This window comes from Streptomyces spongiae (genome assembly GCF_009377185.1).
GTDB lineage: Bacteria > Actinomycetota > Actinomycetes > Streptomycetales > Streptomycetaceae > Streptomyces > Streptomyces spongiae.
Genome location: NZ_VJZC01000043.1, coordinates 1 through 21,210, shown reverse-complemented (window position 1 = coordinate 21,210; position 21,210 = coordinate 1). Strand labels below are relative to the sequence as shown.

Genomic DNA, 21,210 nt, shown 5'->3' with positions numbered 1-21,210 from the left:
GGGCCCGGGGAGGCATGTTTCACGTGAAACCGTGCAACACACCTCACTACCGGACTCAGTGCGCGGCGTCGGCGATGTGATGCGTACCGATCCGCTTGCGGAACACCCAGTACGTCCAGCCCTGGTAGAGCAGCACGATCGGCGTGGCGATCCCCGCACACCAGGTCATGATCTTCAGCGTGTACGGGCTCGACGAGGCGTTGGTGACCGTGAGGCTCCAGTCCGCGTTCAGCGAGGACGGCATGACGTTCGGGAACAGCGTCAGGAAGAGCATCGCGACGGCCGCCACGATGGTGAGTCCCGACAGTGCGAACGCCCAGCCCTCACGGCCCACTTGAGCTGCACCCAGTGCGGCTACGAGTGCGACCACCGCGACGATCAGCGCGACCAGCGACGCGGTGTCACCCTTGTCGGCCTGTGTCCAGAGCAGGAAGACGAGCGCCAGCACGGCCGTCAGCAACCCGACGCGCAGCGCGAGCTTGCGCGCCCGCTCCCGGATGTCCCCCACCGTCTTGAGGCCGACGAACACCGTCCCGTGGAAGGTGAACAGCGACAGCGTGACCAGACCGCCCAGGAGGGCGTACGGGTTGAGCAGGTCCGCGACATTGCCCACGTACTCCAGGTCGGAGTCGATCTTCACTCCGCGGACGATGTTGGCGAAGGCCACGCCCCACAGGAACGCGGGGAGCAGCGAGGTCCAGAAGATCGCGGTCTCCCAGTTACGCTGCCAGCTCTCCTCCGGCCTCTTCACCCGGTACTCGAAGGCGACTCCGCGGACGATCAGGCAGACCAGGATGAGCAGCAGCGGCAGGTAGAAGCCGGAGAAGAGCGTGGCGTACCACTCGGGGAAGGCGGCGAAGGTGGCGCCGCCGGCCGAGAGCAGCCAGACCTCGTTGCCGTCCCAGACGGGCCCGATGGTGTTGATGAGGACCCGCTTCTCCGGGCGGTTACGAGCCAGCAGCTTGGTGAGGACGCCGACCCCGAAGTCGAACCCCTCCAGGAAGAAGTAGCCGGTCCAGAGGACTGCGATGAGGACGAACCAGACATCGTGAAGTTCCATGACTGTGCAGCTCCCTCGGCCTAGTACGAGAAGGCCATCGGCTTGTCGGCGTCACGGGAGTCGCCGCCGATCTTCGTGGGCGGGTTGAGGTCGGCCTCGGTGAGCTCGGGCGGCCCGGCCTTGACGTACTTCGCGAGCAGCTTGACCTCGACGACGGCGAGGATCGCGTACAGCGTGGTGAACACGACCATCGACGTGATGACCTCACCCTGCGAGACACCGGGGGAGACCGCGTCACGGGTGCGCAGCACGCCGTAGACGACCCACGGCTGCCGGCCCATCTCGGTGAAGATCCAGCCCCAGGAACTGGCGATCAGGGGGAAGCCCAGGGTGAGGACCGCGATGCGCCAGTACCACTTGGTGAGCGTCGGGCCGAGGGCCTTGGTGGGCAGTAGTACGAGATGCGGGACCTCGTCGTCCCCCACCCTCAGGTGCTGCGGCAACAGGAACTTCTTGCGGGTCAGCCAGAGTCCGGCCAGGCCGATGGCGAAGGACGTCATGCCGAACCCGATCATCCAGCGGAAGCCCCAGTAGGCGACGGGGATGTTGGGGCGGTAGTCGCCGGGCCCGAACTTCTGCTGCTCGGACTTGTTGACGTCGTTGATGCCGGGGACGTACGAGTCGAAGTCGTCGTTGGCGAGGAAGGACAGCAGGCCCGGGATCTCGATGGCGACCTTGTTGTGGCCCTTGTCGACGTCGCCGTAGGCGAAGACCGAGAAGGGTGCCGGCGCCTCGCCGTCCCAGAGGGCCTCGGCTGCGGCCATCTTCATCGGTTGCTGCTTGAACATGACCTTGCCGAGCAGGTCACCGCTGATCGCGGTGAGCATGCCGGCTATGACCACGGTGACCAGACCGAGCCGCAGCGAGGTCTTCATCACCGGGACGTGCTTCTTGCGGGCCAGGTGGTAGGCGGCGATGCCGACCATGAACGCGCCACCGGTGAGGAAGGCCGCGGTGAGGGTGTGGAAGACCTGGGTCAGCGTGGTGTTCTGGGTCAGAACGAGCCAGAAGTCGGTCAGCTCGGCGCGGCCCTTCTTCTCGTTGATCCGATAGCCCACCGGGTGCTGCATCCACGAGTTGGCCGCGAGGATGAAGTAGGCCGACAGGATCGTGCCGATCGAGACCATCCATATGCAGGCGAGGTGGATCTTCTGCGGCAACTTGTCCCAGCCGAAGATCCACAGGCCTATGAAGGTCGACTCGAAGAAGAAGGCGATCAGGGCCTCGAAGGCCAGCGGGGCACCGAAGACGTCGCCGACGAAGCGCGAGTAGTCGGACCAGTTCATGCCGAACTGGAACTCCTGCACGATGCCGGTGACGACACCCATCGCGATGTTGATCAGGAAGAGCTTGCCCCAGAACTTGGTGGCCTTGAGGTACTTCTCCTTGTTCGTGCGGACCCAGGCGGTCTGCAGGCCGGCGGTGAGCGCGGCGAGCGAGATCGTCAGGGGGACGAAGAGGAAGTGGTAGACGGTGGTGATGCCGAACTGCCATCGCGCCAGGGTCTCCGGCGCCAAAGCGATGTCCACGTCTTCTCCTAACATGCCGTGGTCATGGCGGCAGTTTTGTCCGGTACATCCTTCACAGCTCGGCCGTAACCGGACGAGCTTGTGAAAGCGTTCACATTCACAAGCCATTATGGCGCACGCGTCTGCGACGCCCCAAGGGGGGTCCCCCTTTGTGAGTCAACCCCCCGGGCGGCACTCATCACGTTGCTGAAGGCGGCCTCGCGGCCCTCGCGGCCCCCCGCGACTACAGATCCTTGCGGAACGACTCCGTCGTCTTCAGGAAGATGTCGTTCGCCTCGGACTCGCCGATCGTCACGCGGACACCCTCACCGGGGAACGGACGGATGACGACGCCGGCCTGCTCGCACACCCCGGCGAATTCGGCCGTACGGTCCCCCAGGCGCAGCCACACGAAGTTCGCCTGCGTCTCGGGCACCGTCCAGCCCTGCACCCGCAGCCCCTCGGCGACGCGCGTGCGCTCGGAGACCAGAGACCCGACGCGCCCGAGGAGCTCGTCCTCCGCACGCAGCGAGGCGATGGCCGCCTCCTGGGCGAGCTGGCTCACTCCGAACGGCACCGCCGTCTTGCGCAGGGCGGCCGCCACGGGCTCGTGGGCGATCGCGAAGCCCACCCGGAGCCCGGCGAGGCCGTACGCCTTGGAGAAGGTGCGCAGCACGCAGACGTTCGGCCGCTCGCGGTAGACCTGCACCCCGTCCGGAACCTCGGCATCGCGAATGAACTCCCGGTACGCCTCGTCCAGCACCACCAGCACATCACCCGGCACCCGGTCCAGGAACCGCTCGAGCTCGGCCCGGCGCACCACCGTGCCCGTCGGGTTGTTCGGGTTGCAGACGAAGATCAGCCGCGTCCGGTCGGTGATCGCGTCCGCCATCGCGTCCAGGTCGTGCACCTCACCCGGCGTCAGCGGGACCTGCACGGACGTGGCCCCGCTGATCTGTGTGATGATCGGGTACGCCTCGAAGGACCGCCATGCGTAGATCACCTCGTCGCCCGGGCCGGAGGTCGCCTGGATCAGCTGCTGGGCCACGCCGACCGAGCCCGTGCCCGTGGAGAGGTGGGAGACCGGCACTCCGAAGCGGTCCGCCAGCTCGTTCATCAGCGACGTGCACATCATGTCCGGATACCGGTTGAAGGATCCGGCCGCCGCGGTCACGGTCTCCAGCACGCTGGGCAGGGGCGGGTAGGGGTTCTCGTTGGAGGACAGCTTGTACGCCACGGGGCCACCCGCCGCGGCACCCGCGGCGGTAGCCGCAGATTGAGCACTGCGCCCGGGCTTGTAGGTGGGGATTCCCTCCAGCTCGGCACGCAGCTTGGGGCTCGTCTCGCTCACCGCAGTCCTCCTCGTCGACGCCTAATGCTCCTCACTTTATGAGGATTGGGCGCCCCTGCGAACGGCCTGTGGACAACCCTCTGACGTCGCCGTCGGTTCCGTTCCCGTCAGTCACACACGCCCCACAGGCATCACCGCACGAAGGCGTACGAAACGGGGGGCGCGCCACCCTTGACCACACGCGCCGGTGGCTCGCGCCGTGGCGCGCATCCCCCGTGAAGGTGAGTTGAGACCTCTTCGAGACATGAGCTACTTGGCAGGCCCATGCGCGCCGACAAGTCACGTAGTGATACTGGTGGGGCCAAGTCCCTTGTGTTCCAAGGTATTTGATGGAGTTTGACCTTGCAGAAACGTGCCTGTCAACGCGTGCATATGCGTCCGCACTACCCCACCGCATGAGCCCTACTATCGGCTCGCCATGACAGCAGCAGGGAAGCACCAGGTGAGCCGGGCAGAGACTCCCCGCCGGGGCAACCGGCCGGGCCGGGCGGGCATCAGAGACGTGGCCGCCGCAGCGGGGGTCTCCATCACGACGGTCTCCGACGCCCTCAACGGCAAGGGCCGGCTGCCGGACGCCACCCGACGCCATGTCCGTGAGGTCGCCGACCGGCTGGGCTACCGCCCGTCGGCCGCGGCCCGGACACTTCGTACCGGGAAGTCCGGGCTGATCGGCCTGACCGTGACCACGTACGGGGATGAACCTTTCACCTTCACCGAGTTCGCGTACTTCGCGGAAATGGCGCGAGCCGCCACCTCGGCCGCGCTCGCCCGGGGCTACGCCCTGGTCATCCTCCCCGCGACCTCGCGCCACGACGTGTGGTCGAACGTGGCCCTGGACGGCACCGTGGTCATCGACCCGTCCGACCAGGACCCCGTGGTCAGCGAGCTGGTCCGGCAGGGACTACCGGTCGTCTCCGACGGCCGCCCCGCCGGCTCGCTCCCGGTCACCGCGTGGGTCGACAACGACCACGAGGCCGCCGTCCTGGGCATCCTCGACCACCTGGCCGACGCCGGCGCCCGCCGGATCGGCCTCCTGACGGGGACCACGACGGACACGTACACCCACCTGTCCACCAGCGCGTACCTGCGCTGGTGCGAGCGTGTCGGCCAGGATCCGGTGTACGAGGCCTATCCGGCGCACGATCCGTGCGCCGGGGCCGTGGCCGCCGACCGGCTGCTGGCCCGGCCCGACCGCCCGGACGCCGTCTACGGACTCTTCGACCCGAACGGCACCGACCTGCTGGCCGCGGCCCGGCGGTACGGCCTGCGCGTCCCCGACGACCTGCTGCTCGTCTGCTGCAGCGAGTCGACCGTGTACGCCAACACCGAGCCGCCCATCAGCACGCTCTCCCTGAAGCCGCGCCGGATCGGCACGGCGGTGGTCCAGCTCCTCATCGACGCCATCGAGGGAGTGCAGTCGGACAAGCCAGTCGAACAGGTGATACCGACGGAGCTGTTCGTGAGGACCTCTTCCGAGCGACGTTCGCCGCGCACGACGGTCAGCCCGCCCCGTTCACCCGAGGAGGGGTGACCACCGAACGAGGATCCCGTGAGGGCCCTTCGGGGATCCGATGAGGAATTGGATAGGGAAAGGCCCGCCCAATTCGGGAGAAAACCGTGGTGAAACGGGGTCCTGCGCCATTTCACCACCCCTGGGTCATCACATGGCGCGATCCGCATTCCTATGATGGGCGCACGACACCGCGGGCCGCCACGACCAGGCAGTCCGATCCGGTGCAGATGCGGGCGATGGTGGTGGAGGGGTCGATGACTCAGGGGGCCGGTCAGGGACCCGAGGTGCGGACGCCGACGGTGCGCGATTTTCGCGTACCCGCGTACGTCCACGAGGCCGGTCCGTACGCGCACAGCACACACCCCGGCGACGTGGCCCCACCGCTGGACGAATCCGAGGGCCACCCCGAGGGGTACACGCCCACCCAGCGCGATCTGCCCGTGATCAACCGTGGGGACACGGTGCTGGTCTCCGTAGATCCCGAGGCCGTGGGCACCTCCCAGACCGACACCGGACCGGGTCCCCTGTACGTCGTCGGGGACGTGCACGGCTACCTCGACCAGCTGGTCGCCGCGCTCCAGGAGAAGGGCCTCGTCGACGCCGAGGCCAACTGGTCCGCGGGCACCGCGCGGCTGTGGTTCCTGGGCGACTTCACCGACCGGGGCCCGGACGGCATCGGCGTCATCGACCTCGTGATGCGGCTGTCCGCCGAGGCGGCCGCGGCCGGCGGCTACTGCAAGGCCCTCATGGGCAACCACGAACTGCTGCTGCTCGGCGCCAAACGGTTCGGCGACACCCCCGTCAACTCCGGCGCGGGCACCGCCACCTTCCAGGCGGCCTGGCTGCTCAACGGCGGCCAGAAGACCGACATGGACCGTCTCCAGGACCACCATCTGCAGTGGATGGCCCGTCTGGACGCCATGGAGCAGGTCGACGGCCACCTGCTGGTGCACTCCGACACCACCGCCTACCTCGACTACGGCGACTCCATCGAGGCAGTCAACGACACCGTCCGCGAGGCCATCGCCCGCAACGACGCCGACGAGGTCTGGGACCTCTTCCGCAAGTTCACCAAGCGGTTCTCCTTCCGCGACGAAGGCGGCGCCGACGCCGTCCGCTCCCTCCTCGACGTGTACGGCGGCACGCGCATCGTCCATGGCCACAGCCCCATCCCGTACCTGCTGGGCGAGGTCGGCACGGAGGACGACGAGGACGAGTCGGGGCCCGTGGTCGACGGACCGCACATCTACGCGGACGGTCTGGCCATCGCCATGGACGGCGGAGTGACCATGGCCGGAAAGCTGCTGGTCCAGCAACTGCCGGTGGATAGCTGAACGTTCTCGGGGCAGGCGTCCCCCCACGGCGGGCCGCCGAATAACTCTGCTGGCCAGGGGCCATTTTCTTCAAACCCCCTGTCACCGCGTGCCTTCATCGCTCTACCATCGGCTTATCCGTAGCAGGCTCCCCTCCGTTTCTGCCCGACGGCTCGTCAGCATGCCGAGCCCCAAGCCCTACGGAGCATCGGGGGATGCACATGAACAGCGTTCCGCAGCACCTGCTGAGCGAGGACCGCCAGGATTTCGAGCGGATCCTCGGCGAGGCGCTGCGCTCCGCACCACACCGCCCGGAACTCGCCGCTGTCGGTCAGCGGCTCAACCCGGAGCAGCTGCGCACCATGGCGCTCAACGCCACCGCGCTCATCACGGCCGCCGCGACGACCGAATACCAGTACTACGTGAAGGTCCGCGAGGAACTGCGCCAGCCGGCGCCGTCCACCCCGTCGTCCCGCGAAGGCACCTCCGGCTCGGCCGAGCCGGGCGGCGCCGCGGTGGGGCTCGCGACCACCATGGGGGAGGTCACCGAGACGGCCGGGGCGGGCGCCGGAGCCGTCGTCGCCGTCCTCGCTCCCGTCCTCGCCGGTACCGCCGCGGCGATCTTCCTGCTCGTGGGGTACGTCCTGAAGATGCTCGATCCCGAGCCGGGCATCGCCCAGACCCTCACGACGACCGGGTGGATCTTCGGGGCGGTCACGGCAGCCGCCATCCTCGTGGCCGCGGTCGGCCTCCTCCTCACTGCCCTGCGCAACGGCTCCACCTCGCTGGACGCCGAGGTGCAGGGCGAGATGAACGAAGAGGTGGCCCGGGCGAGGGAAGCCTGGCTCGAGGCCCTCCTGGAGCGCGGCATCATGCCGTTCCTCCGCGAGGCCCTCACCGACCCGGGCTCCGCCGCCATGGGCCGTACGGTCCCGACCACCCCACCCAGCCGTATCCCGCACCTCGGTTACAACCGACCGGGCTTCAGCAGCCCGGATGGCGGGCCCGCCGCGGGCCCTCGCCCCAGCTACTCCAGCCCGGACTTCACGAGCCCGGACTTCGGAGGGCCGGAGCACCAGCCGGAGTGACGCCCCGGGGAACGGGCCGCCGCCATGCCGGAGCCGCACTCCGGCCCCGGCGGCCGCCCCGGAGCGCCACTGCACCCCGCCGGCCGCGGCGGCGATCCAGGTCGCCCACGCACGACGGCCGGACAGGGTGCCGAAGTGCTACTCAGTCCGCCATCGGTAGGTACACCCGGTTCCCACTCGCCGCGAACTCCCTCGACTTCTGGACCATGCCCTCCTCGATCTCGGCCTGGGACCCGCCATGTTCGCGGCGGATGTCCTGGGAGATCTTCATCGAGCAGAATTTCGGCCCGCACATGGAGCAGAAGTGGGCCGTCTTGGCGGGCTCAGCGGGAAGCGTCTCGTCGTGGAACTCCCGGGCCGTGTCGGGGTCGAGGGCCAGGTTGAACTGGTCCTCCCAGCGGAACTCGAAGCGGGCGTCCGACAGCGCGTCGTCCCACTCCTGTGCGCCCGGGTGTCCCTTGGCGAGGTCCGCCGCATGGGCCGCGATCTTGTAGGTGATGACGCCCGTCTTGACGTCGTCACGATTGGGCAGGCCCAAGTGCTCCTTGGGCGTGACGTAGCAGAGCATGGCCGTGCCCCACCACGCGATCATCGCGGCACCTATGCCCGAGGTGATGTGGTCGTACGCCGGCGCGACGTCCGTGGTCAGCGGGCCGAGGGTATAGAACGGAGCTTCATCGCAGATCTCCTGCTGAAGGTCGATGTTCTCCTTGATCTTGTGCATCGGGACGTGTCCCGGGCCCTCGATCATGGTCTGTACGTGAAAACGCTTGGCGATCCGGTTGAGTTCCCCGAGCGTGCGGAGTTCCGCGAACTGCGCCTCGTCGTTGGCGTCCGCGATCGAGCCGGGCCGCAGGCCGTCGCCGAGCGAGTACGTGACGTCGTACGCGGCGAGGATCTCGCACAGTTCCTCGAAGTTCTCGTACAGGAACGATTCCTTGTGGTGCGCCAGGCACCACGCCGCCATGATCGAGCCACCGCGCGAGACGATGCCGGTCTTGCGGTTCGCCGTCAGGGGGACGTACGGGAGGCGCACGCCCGCGTGGACCGTCATGTAGTCCACACCCTGCTCGGCCTGCTCGATGACCGTGTCCTTATAGATCTCCCAGGTCAGTTCCTCAGCCCTGCCGTCGACCTTCTCCAGCGCCTGATAGAGCGGCACCGTGCCGATGGGGACGGGGGAGTTGCGCAGCACCCACTCGCGCGTGGTGTGGATGTTGCGGCCCGTGGACAGGTCCATGACCGTGTCGGCGCCCCAACGGGTCGCCCAGGTCATCTTCTCCACCTCCTCCTCGATGGAGGACGTGACCGCCGAGTTGCCGATGTTGGCGTTGACCTTCACCAGGAACCGTTTGCCGATGATCATCGGCTCGATCTCCGGGTGGTTCACGTTGGCAGGCAGTACGGCCCTTCCCGCCGCGATCTCCTCACGGACGACCTCGGGCGAGACGTTCTCCCGGACGGCCACGAATTCCATCTCGGGCGTGATCTCCCCGCGCCGCGCGTAGGCGAGTTGGGTCACGGCCTTGCCGTCACGGCTCCGGCGCGGTTGCCTCGGCCGCCCCGGAAACACCGCGTCGAGGTTGCGCAGCCCGCCCCGCGGTGACGTGTGCTTGATCCCGTCGTCCTCAGGGCGGACGGGACGGCCCGCGTACTCCTCGGTGTCTCCGCGAGCGACGATCCAGCTCTCGCGAAGCGGGAGGAGCCCCCTACGGACGTCGGTTTGGATACTCGGGTCGGTGTACGGGCCGGAGGTGTCGTACAGAGTGACCGCCTGCCCGTTGGTGAGGTGCACCTGGCGGACCGGCACCCGCAGGTCGGGGCGCGATCCCCCGACGTATGCCTTGTGCCAGCCGATGGACTTCCCGGCCTCCTGCGGCTTTTCGCCCTGTGATGCGGCGAACGCCCCGTTCGTCTGGTTGGAGGCGGGCGTGCGTGTGTCCTTGTTGGTCATGAGACCTACTCCCTACGCCGGCATTACCCGGTAACAGGTTCAGCGGTCGACGCAGCGATTTCCGCCCGGCGATGTTCCACGTGAAACATCGCGTCTGCGGAGGTCAGCGCCCTCTCAGCCCGGTGCTCCGAGCTCCCGCGTGTGCAAAGGTGCCTCCACGCTAGCGTCAGATGTGGCGCGGTGAACAGTGGGCCCCCGCTGTTCTTGCGATGATCGGTCGGTGACCACGATGCGACAGCCCTCGCTCCCCCCTTCGGAGCCCCCGCACGGACACGGTCCTGAGCACGGCCATGGACACGGCGCCGGTGGCGGCCACGGCCCTGGTGGCGGGCATGGATCCGGTGGCGGCTGGGGCCCCGGTGGCGGACACAGCCCTGGCGACGGCCACGATCCCCATGACGGGCAGGGGCATGGCCACGGCCCGGCGTCCGGCGGCAGCCACGGGCACTCCCACAGCCACGGCCCCGCCGCTCCCGTCTCCAAGCACCTGCGCAAGGTCATCGCCGCGGTGCTGATCCCCTTCGCGACGGCGGTCGTCGTGGGCCTCGCCGTGCTCTGGCCCGGCGGCGCCCCACCCCACGAGCGCACCGGCGTCGGCTTCGACCGGCAGACCCAGCAGGCCACTGTCACCACGGTCGTGGAGGTGGACTGCAAGTCCGTGAACGCCTCGGGGGAGACCCCGACCGGCGACACGTCGACCGCCGAGGGCTCGTCGGCCCAGCAGCAGGCGAACGGCACCTGCAAGAAGGCGACGGTCAGGGTCGACACCGGCAAGGACAAGGGCCGCACGTTCACGGAGATCGTCCAGCCTGACCAGTCACGGCAGCTGGCGCAGGGTCAGGAGGTCGTGGTCGCGTACGAGCCCTCGGCGCCCAAGGACCTGCAGTACGCGGTCACCGACGTGAACCGGAAGTTCCCGATGGCGCTGCTCGCCGGGATCTTCGCGCTCGCCGTCGTGGTGGTGGGCCGCATGCGCGGTGTCATGGCGCTGGTCGCGCTCGCCATCAGCTTCCTGGTGCTGACCTTCTTCATCCTGCCCGCCATCCTCCAGGGCTCGAACCCGCTGGTCGTGGCGGTGGTCGGAGCGAGCGCCATCATGCTGATCGCGCTCTACATGTGTCATGGGCTCTCCGCCCGCACCTCGGTCGCCGTGCTCGGAACCCTGGCTTCGCTGCTGCTGATCGGTGTGCTCGGTTCGCAGTTCATCGGCTGGGCCTCGCTGACCGGCAACACGGACGACAACACGGGCCTCATCCACGGCCTCTACCCGTCGATCGACATGAGCGGTCTGCTGCTCGCGGGCGTCATCATCGGTTCGCTCGGTGTGCTCGACGATGTGACGGTGACGCAGACCTCGGCGGTCTGGGAGCTGCACGAGGCCAAGCCGTCGATGGGCTGGCGCGACCTGTACCGCGCCGGTATCCGCATCGGCCGCGACCACATCGCCTCGGTCGTCAACACCCTCGTCCTCGCCTACGCCGGCGCCGCGCTGCCCCTGCTGCTGCTCTTCTCGATCGCCCAGAGCAGCGTCGGCACGGTGGCCAACAGCGAGCTCGTCGCCGAGGAGATCGTCCGTACCCTCGTCGGCTCGATCGGCCTCGTGGCCTCGGTTCCGGTGACCACCGCCCTGGCCGCGCTGGTGGTCTCGGCCGATCGCCCGAGTAGCGAGCCGGCAGCGGCAGCGGCGGCCGCGCCGGCCCGCGCGGGAAGGGGGCGCCGCCGCAAGCGGTGACACCGGCGCACGGGATCGCGCCGACGCTCACGCAGAAGCGTTACGCCACCCTGAGTACGCGGCTCAGCCCGCGCTCTGCTCCTCCGCGAGGATGCGGTCCAGCGCCTCGTCGAGGTGCGTCTCGAAGTCGGCGAGGGAACGCTCCTGCCCCAGGGGCACCAGCTTGTCCGTACGGTCCAGGAAGGCCACGAGTGGCGCTGTCCCGGACCGGAACAGCGCCTGGTCACATCCCACCTGAAGCCTGATCAGCACCTCACCGAAGGCTTCCGGATCCGCGGGCGCGATGTGCACGTCACCGTCGCCGCACGGCCGCCCCACGCCGTCGACCAGCAGCTCCCGCCCGAAGGCCCAGGTGACCGGGGCGTCTCCGGGGAGATGGAAGGTCAGCCGTACGGCATAGGGATCACATGTCTCGTAGCGCAGCTCCACCGGGATCCGGAAGGAGAGCTCATCCGAGACGAGGAAACTCATCATGACCTCTGCCTGTACTGACTCGCGCATTCGCCTACCTCGTCAGTTGCCGTCGACTGGCCGGGAATCAGCCCTGACACTGCCCCGCAGTTTGCTGAAAGTACACAAGAGATCACAAGGAGTGATTTTTCAGATGCTGATAGAGAGGGCGAGTGTCCCTAGTAGCCTTCCGATCTCTTCCTGCAACTGCTGTGCCGCGGGCGGCAGTCGGTCGGCCTGGTGGGACGGCAGGGAGATGGCCATGGTCGCGGCGGTCGTGCCGAGAGTGAGGGGGATCGCTGCGCAGACCGTGCCGAGCGCGTACTCCTGGCGCTCGACGACCGGTTCCATCCGTCCGATCCGGTTGAGGCGCCGCAACAGGGTCTGCTCGTCACGCACTGTGTACGGGGTGATCGCCCGCACGGGATAGCGGTCGAGGTGGTCGCGCCGCGCCTCCTCGCCGAGCTGGGACAGCAGACACTGCCCGATCGCGTGGGCGTGCCCGGTCTCGCGGAAGTCGGCCCACTCCTCGACAGCCGGGGTTCCCGGGCTGTCGGCGACACACATGACCTCGATCTCGCCCTCGCGGTAGACCGCGTAGTACACGGGGACGCCGATGGTGTCCCGCCAGCGTGCGAGGACGTCGCTCACCGTGCTGCGACGTTTCTGCTGCGCCCCGCTGCTGCTCAACCGCTCGGCCGCCTCACCGAGGAAGAACAGCCCCTTGTCCCGGTGCAGATAGCCCTCGTGCGTCAGCGTGCGGAGAAGGTGATAAGCAGTGGGCAGCGCGAGTCCGGCGTCCCGGGCCAGCTGCTTGGCAGGCGCTCCGTGCTGACGCGCGGCCACGGCCTCCAGCAGCCGCATCGCGCGCTGCACCGAGCCGATGAGGGTCGTGGGGTGTGTCTCCGCGGCCGAGGCCGGGGGAGACTTCGGGGAGGGGATACGCACCGCGGGTGCTGTCTCGATGCGGGAGGAACGCGGACCTGCTGATCGGTTGGGCGGCTCCCCGGGTGATGTACGAGGCTGCACAGGGGGAGCCGGGGCCCTGGTGGGTGTCGTGGGTCGGGTCTGCGGATCTGCGGGTGCGGTGTCAGCCGTGGCCAAGGGTCACTCCCGAAGGGCGAGGAGGGCCGCCCGTGCGAGGGAACACGGGAGGGAGGTGCGCCGCCCGCGGGGTCGGCCCCGCAGCGAGCTCCGGACTTTAACGGCCCGTCACCGCCCGCAGACGGCCCCGCCGGGAAACTTCCCTCCCCCGAGGGAACCTCGGGTTCCTGTTGGCACCTCGCCCGTTACCGGCCGCTCACCCGGTTCGTGTCACTCCGCTCCGCGCGCTGACGCGTCACCAGTCACTGCGCGACGACGATCCCGCCATGAACTTCCGGACGACATAGATCAGCCCGCCGACCACCGCGACGAACACCAGCACCTTGAAGAGCAGGGCCACCACGAAGTGCAGCACGCTCAATATCAGGCCGCCGAACACGACCAGAGCGATGATCGGCACCGCGACCCACTTCACCCACCACGGCAATCCCGCCAGGATCTCCTTCATCGCCCTCGTCCTTACTTCTCGCCACCCGTGGCCCCGTGTTCGGGGCCCGCGTCCGGGTCCTGTGATGTCCTGCTTCGATGCTAGGGCGACTGGGGGTGGGTTCGGGGGCCTCGCGCCCCTTGTCCGTCCCTGATCGTTCCCCTAGGGAACCCTGAGACCCGGCTCAGCTCTCGGGTGGAGAGAACACCACCATGACCCGCAGGTCCTCGGTGATGTGATGGAACTTGTGGGCGACCCCGGCGGGCACGTACACGACGCTGCCACGCGCCACCTGCGTCGTCTCCATACCGACCGTGAGCGAGGCGCGGCCGCTCACGACGAAGTAGACCTCGTCCTGCTTGTGCGGATTCTGTGGGTCGAGCGCGCCGGCATCGAGCGCGTACAGACCGACCGACATGTTCCGCTCATGCAGAAACTGCAGGTAGGCACCGTCATTGGCGGCGCGCTCCGCCTCCAGTTCGTCCAGCCGGAAAGCCTTCATCGCCGTTGTCCGCCCCTGCCCCGGTCCTCGTGCCCGATCTCGTCTGCCACGATCAGACACATGAAGAATTTCGTAGTCAAGACGATCGCCAACGCGGGCGCCCTGGCGGTCGCCGTATGGCTCCTCGACAAGATCACTCTGACCGGTGACAGCACGGGTAAGAAGATAGGCACGCTGCTGCTCGTCGCGCTCGTCTTCGGTCTCGTGAACGTGGTGGTCAAGCCGATAGTCAAGTTGCTGACCTTCCCCCTGTTCATCCTGACACTCGGCCTGTTCACCCTGGTGGTCAACGCGCTGATGCTGTTGCTCACCTCGTGGCTGGCCGACAAAATCGACGTGAGTTTCCACGTGGACGGCTTCTGGACCGCGGTCCTGGGTGGCCTGATCATCTCGGTCGTGGCCTGGGCGCTCCACGTGGTCCTGCCCGACGAGGACTGAGCACCCGCCATGACCTACCGCGTCTGTTTCGTCTGCACCGGCAACATCTGCCGTTCCCCGATGGCCGAGTCCGTCTTCCGCGCGCGCGTCGAGGAGGCCGGGCTCGACAGCCAGGTCGAGGTCGACAGCGCAGGCACGGGCGGCTGGCACGAGGGCGACGGCGCCGACCCGCGCACCGTCTCCGTCCTGGAGGCGAACGGCTACGGGAGCGAGCACGTCGCCCGGCAGTTCCAGGAATCCTGGTTCGCCCGCCTCGACCTCGTGATCGCCCTCGACGCCGGCCACATGAGGGCCCTGCGCCGTCTCGCGCCCACTCCTGAGGACGCCGCGAAGGTCCGCCTCCTGCGCTCCTACGACCCCGTCGCGGGCGACGACCTCGACGTACCGGACCCGTACTACGGAGACGTGGACGGCTTCGAGGAGTGCCTGGAGATGGTAGAGGCGGCGAGCCCCGGCCTGCTCGCCGTCGTACGGGAGCACGTGGACGGACGGGCGGCATGAGCGACTCGACGGAGTTCGGCGACGGCACGCGTGCGGTACGGGCGGGACTGCCCGAGCCCGTCAAGCACGAGCCCAGCCTCCCGGGCCCGGTCTTCGCCGCCCACTACCACCTGCCGGGCGACCCCACGGGCCCCTACACCTACGGCCGCGACGAGAACCCCACCTGGACGCTCCTGGAGCGCGCCATAGGCGAACTGGAGGCTCCGGGACAGGACGGCGCCGAGACGCTCGTCTTCTCCTCCGGCATGGCCGCCGTCTCGGCCGTCCTCTTCTCCCAGCTCCGCGCCGGAGACGTCGCGGTGCTGCCGAACGACGGCTACCAGGCGCTGCCGCTGGTACGTGAGCAACTGGAGGCGTACGGCATCGAGGTACGCACCGCGCCGACGGCCGACAACGCTCAGCTCGACGTTCTCGACGGCGCGAAGCTTCTGTGGATCGAGACGCCGTCGAACCCCGGGCTCGACGTGTGCGACATCCGGCGGCTCACCGAGGCGGCCCACGCGCGTGGGTGCCGCGTCGCCGTCGACAACACCCTGGCGACCCCGCTCGGCCAGCGGCCGCTGGAACTGGGTGCCGACTTCTCCGTGGCCAGCGGCACCAAGCAGCTCACCGGGCACGGCGACCTCCTGCTGGGGTACGTGGTGACCCTCGACGCCACGCTGATGACGGCGGTACAGCGCTGGCGCAAGATCACCGGGGCGATTCCGGGACCCATGGAAGCCTGGCTCGCCCACCGTTCGCTGGCGACGCTGCATCTGCGCGCCGACCGGCAGAGCGCCAACGCCCTGGCCGTCGCCGAGGCGCTCAACGGGCGGCCGGAGGTGACCGGTCTGCGTCATCCGGGACTGCCCGGCGATCCCGCGCACAAGATCGCCTCGCAACAGATGCGGCGCTACGGGTGTGTGGTGTCGTTCTCGCTGCCCACGCGCGCGCATGCCGACCTCTTTCTGGACGCGCTGCGCCTGGTGGACGGCGCCACCAGCTTCGGCGGAGTACGGTCCACCGCCGAGCGGCGCGGCCGGTGGGGCGGGGACGCTGTTCCGGAGGGCTTCATCCGCTTCTCGGCGGGCGCCGAGGACACCGACGACCTGGTGGCCGATGTACTGCGCGCGCTCGACGAATCGGCGAGGTGATCCGACAGATTGACACCGACCGGTACCTCTCGGGACAGATCGGGCGGTCCGAACCTCCCCCCTCGTGGTTCGGACCGCCCCGGTTCTGCGCGCGAAGAACCGTGCCAACAAGGCTAGTTGACTCTGTGTCAGTGTCCAATCACAGTAGCGACAGAGACCTATCGACTTATTTATAGTTGGGCGCTCCGGAGATGGGAGGGGGAGCACCGTGGACTTGGCCCTGCTGCGCACGTTCGTCACCGTGCACCGGGCCGGCTCCTTCACCCGCGCCGCCGCGCTGCTCGGCCTCTCGCAGCCGGCCGTCACCTCGCAGATCCGCACGCTGGAGAGGCAGCTGGGCCGCCCCCTCTTCCTGCGTCAGGCGCGCGGGGTGACCCCCACGACGATCGGCGACGAACTCGCCCACAAAGCGGCCCCTCATCTCGACGCCCTGGTCGAAATCACCGAGACCGGGCTGGACGAGGAGTCCTCCTTACGCACGCTGCACCTCGCCGGGCCACCGGAGTTCACCGCCGAACGCGCCCTGCCCGCCCTCACCGAGCTGACCAGGGACCACGGGCAGGGTTTTGCGTTGCGTGCCTCGTTCGGGAATGCCGAGGAGACACTGGAGGGGCTTGCCGCCGGACACCACGATCTGGCCATCACCACGGCCCGGCCGAGGGGCGCCCTGCTCACCGCGACTCCGCTCTGCGACGAGGAGCACGTTCTGATCGCGCATCCGCGCTGGGCTTCCCACATCAGCGCGGCCCAGCCACGCCGCAAGGGCGCTCACGCGCTGGAGAACCTCCCCGTGGTCGAGGTTCACGAGTCGCTGCCCTTCGTCGCCCGCTACTGGGCCTCCGTCTTCGACTCCCGGCCCGCCGCTTCGGGCACCGTCATCGTGCCCGATCTCCGCGCGGTCCTCGCCTGCGCCGCCACTGGCGCGGGGCTTGCCGTACTGCCCCGCTATCTGTGCGCGTCCGCCCTGGAACGTGGTGACGTCGTGGCGCTCCTGGAACCGACGGTGCCCCCGCTGCGCACGTACTTCCTGGTGGTCCGAACCGGCACACTGGTCATGGGGCACATAGCGCGGGCGCACGAGCGGCTGCTGCGGACGGCCTCGGACTGGTCATAGGCACGGGAGGGCCTGCTCATGCGTACGGCACACGTTTCGGGGCTGCGCGATGTTTCACGTGGAACCAGCCGGGCCACATTTCTCCCATGACCGTCCGACCCGTGGTCAAGCGCACTGCTCGCGCCATCCTGCTCGATGGCGACAACCTGATCCTGATCAAGCGGACCAAGCCCGGCGTCGATCCCTACTGGCTCACACCGGGCGGTGGGGTCGAGCCCGAGGACACCACCGTCGTCGACGCGCTCCATCGCGAAGTGCACGAGGAGCTCGGTGCCAAGATCACCGATGTGGTCCCCTGCTTCGTGGACACCGTCGAGCACATCGGCGAGGACGGCGGCGCGACCGGTGTGAAGGTCCAGCACTTCTTCGTCTGCCGCCTGGAGTCCATCGACACCTCCCAGCGGCACGGTCCCGAGGTCGACGAACCACAGGGCGAGTACGAGATCGTCCGCGTGCCGTTCACACGGGTCGGGATCGCGTCCGTCCACCTCGTACCGCTGTCCCTGCGGCACTACCTCGACGGGAACATCGAGGGCGTGCGGGCGATGCACGCGCCAGACCTGGGGTGAGTCTGGATCTCGAATGAGGGTGGGAGTCCGACGAGCCTCAGTCCCCTGCCGCGATCAGTTCCTCCACCGAGTCGTGCCTTATGCGGTTCCACGGGATGCCGATGTCCCGCAGCGTTTCCACGCCGCTGCGGATCATGCCGGGCGGACCCGAGAGGTACGCGTCGTACTCGTTCCACGGCCCGTACTCGCGCACGGCGTCGGGGAGCTGCAGGAGCCCCTGCCGGTCGTCCACCACCGCGCGGATCTCCAGCCATGAGTGGCTCTGGGACATCCGCAGCAGCGTGTCGATGTCGTAGAGGTCGTGATCCGTGCGGGCGCCGTAGAACACCTCGACGGGACGCCGCTCGCCGTGCTCCGCCACGTCCTCGACCAGCGCCTTGATGGGCGCTATGCCGGTGCCACCGCCGAGGCAGAGCAGTCCGCTGTCGGTGGTGTGGTCGACCGTCATCGATCCCGCCGGCGGGCCCATCCGTACGACGTCACCGGGGCGAGCGCGGTGCACGAGCGCATTGGACACCCAGCCTGCCGGGATCGCCTTCACATGGAACGACAGCAGGCCGTCGGAGCGGGGCGCCGAGGCGAAGGAGTAGTGCCGCCATATCCGCGGCCACCAGGGAGTCTCCAGGCTCGCGTACTGCCCGGCGAGGAAGGGATACGGCTGGTCGGGCCTGACGGTGATGACCGCGATGTCCGGCGTTCTGAGATCGTGCGAGACGACCTCGGCCATCCACCAGGGCGGGGAGCGCAGCTCGTCGGCGGCCGCCGCGTCGATCATCACCTGGGAGATCGTCGTGTACGCCCGCACCCAGGCCGCCTCGGTCTCGTCGCCCCAGACTGAGGCGGCGTACCGGCTCAGCGCCCCGATGAGGCACTCACCGACGGCCGGGTAGTGCTCGGGTCGAGTGCCGTACTTGCGGTGCCCCCGACCGAGATTCTGCAGGTACTCGACCAGGGCCGGAGTGTTGTCGATGTACTCGGCCGCGGTCAGCAGCGCCTTGAGCAGGCGGTCGCGCTGTGTGTCCATCGCCGGTGGGAAGAGCGAGCGCAGTTCGGGGTGCTGCACGAAGAGCATGGCGTAGAAGTACGAGGTGACCTTGTCGGCGATCGGGTCGATCTCCGCCATGGTCCGCCGGATGAGCACGGCGTCGGGGGAGGGCTGGGGAGCCGAGGCGGAGCGTTGGGGTGGTACGCGTTCCTGCTGGAGGACCGGCCCTGGCGCCGGATCTCCGCCAGGCGTCGGCGCACCCGTGTCAGGTATTCGTTCCTGGGCGCCGGTGCTTCCGCCCTCCGCAGGACTGCCGCCGCCGGACGCGGGCTCACCCTCCGCAGGCCTCCCCACAGGGCGCAGGGCAGCCAGGCGGTTGCCCTCGGTCTCCTGTTCTCCGCCGGTGGATGTGGGCTGCTTACGCGGGGTGAACCAGCCGCCCACGCTGTCGCCGCCGGACGTGCCGTTGTCGGCCGACGTGGTGGTCGGAGCGTCCATGGTGTGCCTCGCCTCGAACTTCTTTCGGTCGTTCTGCGTATTCCCCTGGCGGAGAGATTGCCTGCTGTCCCCCGCAGACGGCCTTGCATTTCGGTCCCGTCGGCCAAGCGGCCACATTCAACCCGGATTTCCGCTGCGTACGGACAAGTAGGCGAGAGTGTGAGATGGGCCGCAGTTCTCACACCGCAGCGTCCCACCGCGCACCCGGCGGCCCGGTCGCTTAACGCAGAATGCGGGTCTTCGATCTCTCCGTCCCGTTAGGCTGCATTGGCCCGTGTTCCTGCCCTCATGAGACGAGCACATCTCAGCCTGGACAAGAACCGGACTCGACCATACCGGCAGGCGTCCCACACACAAGTCCCCCCTTCCTTCATCACGATCAGGACGGGGTGCGAACCTTCGAATTCCTTCAACTACCGGGCGCGACGCACCAGTTCATAGGCATCCCATAGATCCCTGCCCAGGTAGGAGTGCGTGGCGAGACCCTCCAACCGCCGATCCGCGTTGATGGCGACCGAGACCGGCACAACAGCGAAGAGCTCTGCATCGGAGAGCGAGTCCCCGTACGCGACGCAGTCGGCGCGGGCCACACCGAACTCCACACAGAGCCGTTCCGCTATCTCCACCTTGGCTGCCGGCGTCAGAATGCCCGCGGGGTCGATGGGCTCGGTGAAGGGCACGGCCGGAAACCGGGAACCGTACGCAGCATGCGCGCCCCAGGCGAGGAGCCGCTCCACGAAGAAGGAGGGCGAGAGCGAGACGACGGCGCAGTACTCCCCTCGCTCCCGGATCTCGGCCCAGGTGTGCCGGATGCGCCGCAGCCAGGGCGCGCCCTCGAAGGCCGCCACCACGTGGGCCTCGGTGAGCTCACCCCAAAGGCCGTGTACCCGCTGCGCGTATCCCCAGGTGTCGAGGAAGACCAGGTGCCGTCGGTGCGAGGAGCGCGCTCCTTGTTTCACGTGAAACACGTGTCCCTTTGCCATGGAGTCGGGCACGACATGGCCAAAAGCTCATGCATGGTCCCGCAAACCGGTAGACGTCATGGGCGCAGGTCAGACAGCCTGACCTGCGTGCCGACACCTTCCCTCGCCGCTCTGCCCATCCGCCGTCTGACACCCCGCGATCTCACCGCCTGCGCCGACTTGTCCGAGGACCGGGGGTGGCCCCGTGAGGAACACAAATGGGGGCTGCTTCTCGCGGCAGGGAAGGGATACGGCGTCGAGGACCCCGACGGCGGCCTTGTCACCGCCTGCGTCGTGACCGAGTACGGATCGTCAGGCCGCCCCGATCTGGCGGCGATCGGCATGGTCCTGGTGGCCGAGCGCCACAGCCGCCAGGGTGTCGGCCGCCGTCTGATGCGCCATGTCCTCACGGAGATGGGCACGACCCCGCTCACCCTTCACGCGACGCCGTACGGCCGACCTCTCTATGAGGAACTGGGCTTCAAGGTCACTGGCCGCGCCGAGATGGTCAGCGGGCACTTCACGCCTGGCGGCCGGTCACCCGCGATCACCACCCGGCCCGCGACAGCCGAGGACATCTCCATGATCCTCCGGCTCGACGAGGAGGTCTTCGGTGCCGACCGCACCCATGTGATCACGCGTCTCCCGGCTTTCTCCGACCACCTTCACGTCGCCGTGGAGAACGGTCGGCTCATCGGGTACGCGGCTGTCTGGCCCAACATGGACACCCACGTCGTCGGCCCGCTCGCCGCACGGGACACGGAGACGGCGAAAGCGCTCATCACCTCCCTGGCCACCCGCACGGACCGCCCTCTGCGTACCGACATCGACGTACGCCACGACGAGCTGCTGACGTGGGTGAAGGACCGAGGGCTGACGTCGGTGGCCTTCAATGCGGTGATGACATATGGGGTCGCCGAACTGCCGGGAGACTGGACCCGGCGGTTCGCTCCCCTGACGGTGGCCGCGGGCTGAGGGAATCCACGAGAAGCGGCGCGGGGCCGTCAT

Annotated in this window: 20 protein-coding genes; 10 read left to right on the top strand and 10 right to left on the bottom strand. The window is 68.4% G+C overall.

Going from position 1 to position 21,210, the window contains the following annotated elements; genetic code table 11:
• Positions 1–55 precede the first annotated feature (55 nt).
• From cydB to hisC, 3 genes are all read right to left on the bottom strand, one after another.
• Positions 56–1,060, bottom strand: a complete 1,005-nt coding sequence (gene cydB, locus FNH08_RS09570; RefSeq protein ID WP_152770962.1) for a cytochrome d ubiquinol oxidase subunit II — start codon at positions 1,058–1,060, stop codon at positions 56–58.
• A 20-nt stretch (positions 1,061–1,080) separates the two neighbouring features.
• On the bottom strand, positions 1,081–2,589 hold the full coding sequence (locus FNH08_RS09565; RefSeq protein WP_322724105.1) for a cytochrome ubiquinol oxidase subunit I: 1,509 nt from the start codon (positions 2,587–2,589) through the stop codon (positions 1,081–1,083).
• A gap of 223 nt (positions 2,590–2,812) precedes the next feature.
• Positions 2,813–3,919, bottom strand: coding sequence for a histidinol-phosphate transaminase (gene hisC / locus FNH08_RS09560; RefSeq protein WP_322724104.1), 1,107 nt, complete (start codon positions 3,917–3,919; stop codon positions 2,813–2,815).
• Positions 3,920–4,337: 418 nt separating this feature from the next.
• On the opposite strand from hisC, the gene FNH08_RS09555 reads away from it, so the two are divergent.
• The 3 genes from FNH08_RS09555 (at position 4,338) to FNH08_RS09545 (ending at position 7,833) form a co-directional block, all read left to right on the top strand.
• Positions 4,338–5,450 (top strand): LacI family DNA-binding transcriptional regulator, encoded by a 1,113-nt coding sequence (locus FNH08_RS09555; protein ID WP_152770960.1) that lies wholly within the window; start codon positions 4,338–4,340, stop codon positions 5,448–5,450.
• Positions 5,451–5,671: 221 nt separating this feature from the next.
• Complete coding sequence (locus FNH08_RS09550) at positions 5,672–6,766, top strand: metallophosphoesterase (protein ID WP_322724111.1); 1,095 nt, start codon at positions 5,672–5,674, stop codon at positions 6,764–6,766.
• A 194-nt stretch (positions 6,767–6,960) separates the two neighbouring features.
• On the top strand, positions 6,961–7,833 hold the full coding sequence (locus FNH08_RS09545; RefSeq protein ID WP_152770958.1) for a hypothetical protein: 873 nt from the start codon (positions 6,961–6,963) through the stop codon (positions 7,831–7,833).
• 142 nt (positions 7,834–7,975) lie between these two features.
• Here FNH08_RS09545 and thiC read toward each other — a convergent pair whose 3' ends face one another.
• Complete coding sequence (gene thiC / locus FNH08_RS09540; RefSeq protein ID WP_152770957.1) at positions 7,976–9,787, bottom strand: phosphomethylpyrimidine synthase ThiC; 1,812 nt, start codon at positions 9,785–9,787, stop codon at positions 7,976–7,978.
• A 220-nt stretch (positions 9,788–10,007) separates the two neighbouring features.
• Between thiC and FNH08_RS09535 the strand changes: the two genes are divergently transcribed.
• On the top strand, positions 10,008–11,519 hold the full coding sequence (locus FNH08_RS09535; protein WP_322724102.1) for a YibE/F family protein: 1,512 nt from the start codon (positions 10,008–10,010) through the stop codon (positions 11,517–11,519).
• A 63-nt stretch (positions 11,520–11,582) separates the two neighbouring features.
• Here FNH08_RS09535 and FNH08_RS09530 read toward each other — a convergent pair whose 3' ends face one another.
• The 4 genes from FNH08_RS09530 to FNH08_RS09515 form a co-directional block, all read right to left on the bottom strand.
• Positions 11,583–12,020, bottom strand: coding sequence for an SsgA family sporulation/cell division regulator (locus tag FNH08_RS09530; RefSeq protein ID WP_152770956.1), 438 nt, complete (start codon positions 12,018–12,020; stop codon positions 11,583–11,585).
• 99 nt (positions 12,021–12,119) lie between these two features.
• Positions 12,120–12,917: an IclR family transcriptional regulator gene (locus FNH08_RS09525; protein WP_322724101.1), complete on the bottom strand. Its 798-nt coding sequence runs from the start codon at positions 12,915–12,917 to the stop codon at positions 12,120–12,122.
• Between the two features lie 391 nt (positions 12,918–13,308).
• The gene (locus tag FNH08_RS09520) at positions 13,309–13,521 is read right to left on the bottom strand and encodes a DUF5326 family protein (protein ID WP_152770955.1); all 213 of its coding nucleotides are present in this window, start codon (positions 13,519–13,521) and stop codon (positions 13,309–13,311) included.
• A 163-nt stretch (positions 13,522–13,684) separates the two neighbouring features.
• Positions 13,685–14,002 (bottom strand): cupin domain-containing protein, encoded by a 318-nt coding sequence (locus FNH08_RS09515; RefSeq protein WP_152770954.1) that lies wholly within the window; start codon positions 14,000–14,002, stop codon positions 13,685–13,687.
• Positions 14,003–14,062: 60 nt separating this feature from the next.
• On the opposite strand from FNH08_RS09515, the gene FNH08_RS09510 reads away from it, so the two are divergent.
• From FNH08_RS09510 to FNH08_RS09490, 5 genes are all read left to right on the top strand, one after another.
• Positions 14,063–14,440 (top strand): phage holin family protein, encoded by a 378-nt coding sequence (locus FNH08_RS09510; protein ID WP_152770953.1) that lies wholly within the window; start codon positions 14,063–14,065, stop codon positions 14,438–14,440.
• A gap of 9 nt (positions 14,441–14,449) precedes the next feature.
• Positions 14,450–14,941 carry a low molecular weight protein-tyrosine-phosphatase gene (locus tag FNH08_RS09505; RefSeq protein ID WP_152770952.1) on the top strand — a complete coding sequence of 164 codons (492 nt, stop codon included), beginning with the start codon at positions 14,450–14,452 and terminating at the stop codon, positions 14,939–14,941.
• The gene (locus FNH08_RS09500) at positions 14,938–16,074 is read left to right on the top strand and encodes a cystathionine gamma-lyase (protein ID WP_152770951.1); all 1,137 of its coding nucleotides are present in this window, start codon (positions 14,938–14,940) and stop codon (positions 16,072–16,074) included. Before FNH08_RS09505 ends, FNH08_RS09500 begins: the two co-directional genes overlap by 4 nt.
• Positions 16,075–16,282: 208 nt before the next feature.
• A complete protein-coding gene (locus FNH08_RS09495) occupies positions 16,283–17,188 on the top strand; it encodes a LysR family transcriptional regulator (RefSeq protein ID WP_322724098.1) in 906 nt (301 codons plus the stop codon).
• An 86-nt stretch (positions 17,189–17,274) separates the two neighbouring features.
• Positions 17,275–17,757, top strand: coding sequence for an NUDIX domain-containing protein (locus FNH08_RS09490; RefSeq protein ID WP_152770950.1), 483 nt, complete (start codon positions 17,275–17,277; stop codon positions 17,755–17,757).
• A 37-nt stretch (positions 17,758–17,794) separates the two neighbouring features.
• Here the strand turns inward: FNH08_RS09490 and FNH08_RS09485 are convergent, their stop codons facing one another.
• Together FNH08_RS09485 and FNH08_RS09480 are read right to left on the bottom strand one after the other, a co-directional pair.
• Complete coding sequence (locus tag FNH08_RS09485) at positions 17,795–19,240, bottom strand: globin domain-containing protein (RefSeq protein ID WP_152770949.1); 1,446 nt, start codon at positions 19,238–19,240, stop codon at positions 17,795–17,797.
• 413 nt (positions 19,241–19,653) lie between these two features.
• On the bottom strand, positions 19,654–20,199 hold the full coding sequence (locus tag FNH08_RS09480) for an HAD family hydrolase (RefSeq protein ID WP_322724097.1): 546 nt from the start codon (positions 20,197–20,199) through the stop codon (positions 19,654–19,656).
• Between the two features lie 111 nt (positions 20,200–20,310).
• Here FNH08_RS09480 and FNH08_RS09475 point away from each other — a divergent pair, with 111 nt between their 5' ends.
• A complete protein-coding gene (locus FNH08_RS09475) occupies positions 20,311–21,177 on the top strand; it encodes a GNAT family N-acetyltransferase (RefSeq protein ID WP_322724096.1) in 867 nt (288 codons plus the stop codon).
• The last annotated feature ends 33 nt before the right edge of the window (positions 21,178–21,210 follow it).

Excerpts from the sequence above, each read along its gene's own strand:
- cydB (WP_152770962.1), bottom strand. The coding sequence starts at position 1,060 with ATGGAACTTCACGATGTCTGGTTCGTCCTCATCGCAGTCCTCTGGACC.
- FNH08_RS09555 (WP_152770960.1), top strand. The coding sequence starts at position 4,338 with ATGACAGCAGCAGGGAAGCACCAGGTGAGCCGGGCAGAGACTCCCCGC.
- FNH08_RS09545 (WP_152770958.1), top strand. The coding sequence starts at position 6,961 with ATGCACATGAACAGCGTTCCGCAGCACCTGCTGAGCGAGGACCGCCAG.
- thiC (WP_152770957.1), bottom strand. The coding sequence starts at position 9,787 with ATGACCAACAAGGACACACGCACGCCCGCCTCCAACCAGACGAACGGG.
- FNH08_RS09530 (WP_152770956.1), bottom strand. The coding sequence starts at position 12,020 with ATGCGCGAGTCAGTACAGGCAGAGGTCATGATGAGTTTCCTCGTCTCG.
- FNH08_RS09520 (WP_152770955.1), bottom strand. The coding sequence starts at position 13,521 with ATGAAGGAGATCCTGGCGGGATTGCCGTGGTGGGTGAAGTGGGTCGCG.
- FNH08_RS09515 (WP_152770954.1), bottom strand. The coding sequence starts at position 14,002 with ATGAAGGCTTTCCGGCTGGACGAACTGGAGGCGGAGCGCGCCGCCAAT.
- FNH08_RS09510 (WP_152770953.1), top strand. The coding sequence starts at position 14,063 with ATGAAGAATTTCGTAGTCAAGACGATCGCCAACGCGGGCGCCCTGGCG.
- FNH08_RS09505 (WP_152770952.1), top strand. The coding sequence starts at position 14,450 with ATGACCTACCGCGTCTGTTTCGTCTGCACCGGCAACATCTGCCGTTCC.
- FNH08_RS09500 (WP_152770951.1), top strand. The coding sequence starts at position 14,938 with ATGAGCGACTCGACGGAGTTCGGCGACGGCACGCGTGCGGTACGGGCG.
- FNH08_RS09490 (WP_152770950.1), top strand. The coding sequence starts at position 17,275 with ATGACCGTCCGACCCGTGGTCAAGCGCACTGCTCGCGCCATCCTGCTC.
- FNH08_RS09485 (WP_152770949.1), bottom strand. The coding sequence starts at position 19,240 with ATGGACGCTCCGACCACCACGTCGGCCGACAACGGCACGTCCGGCGGC.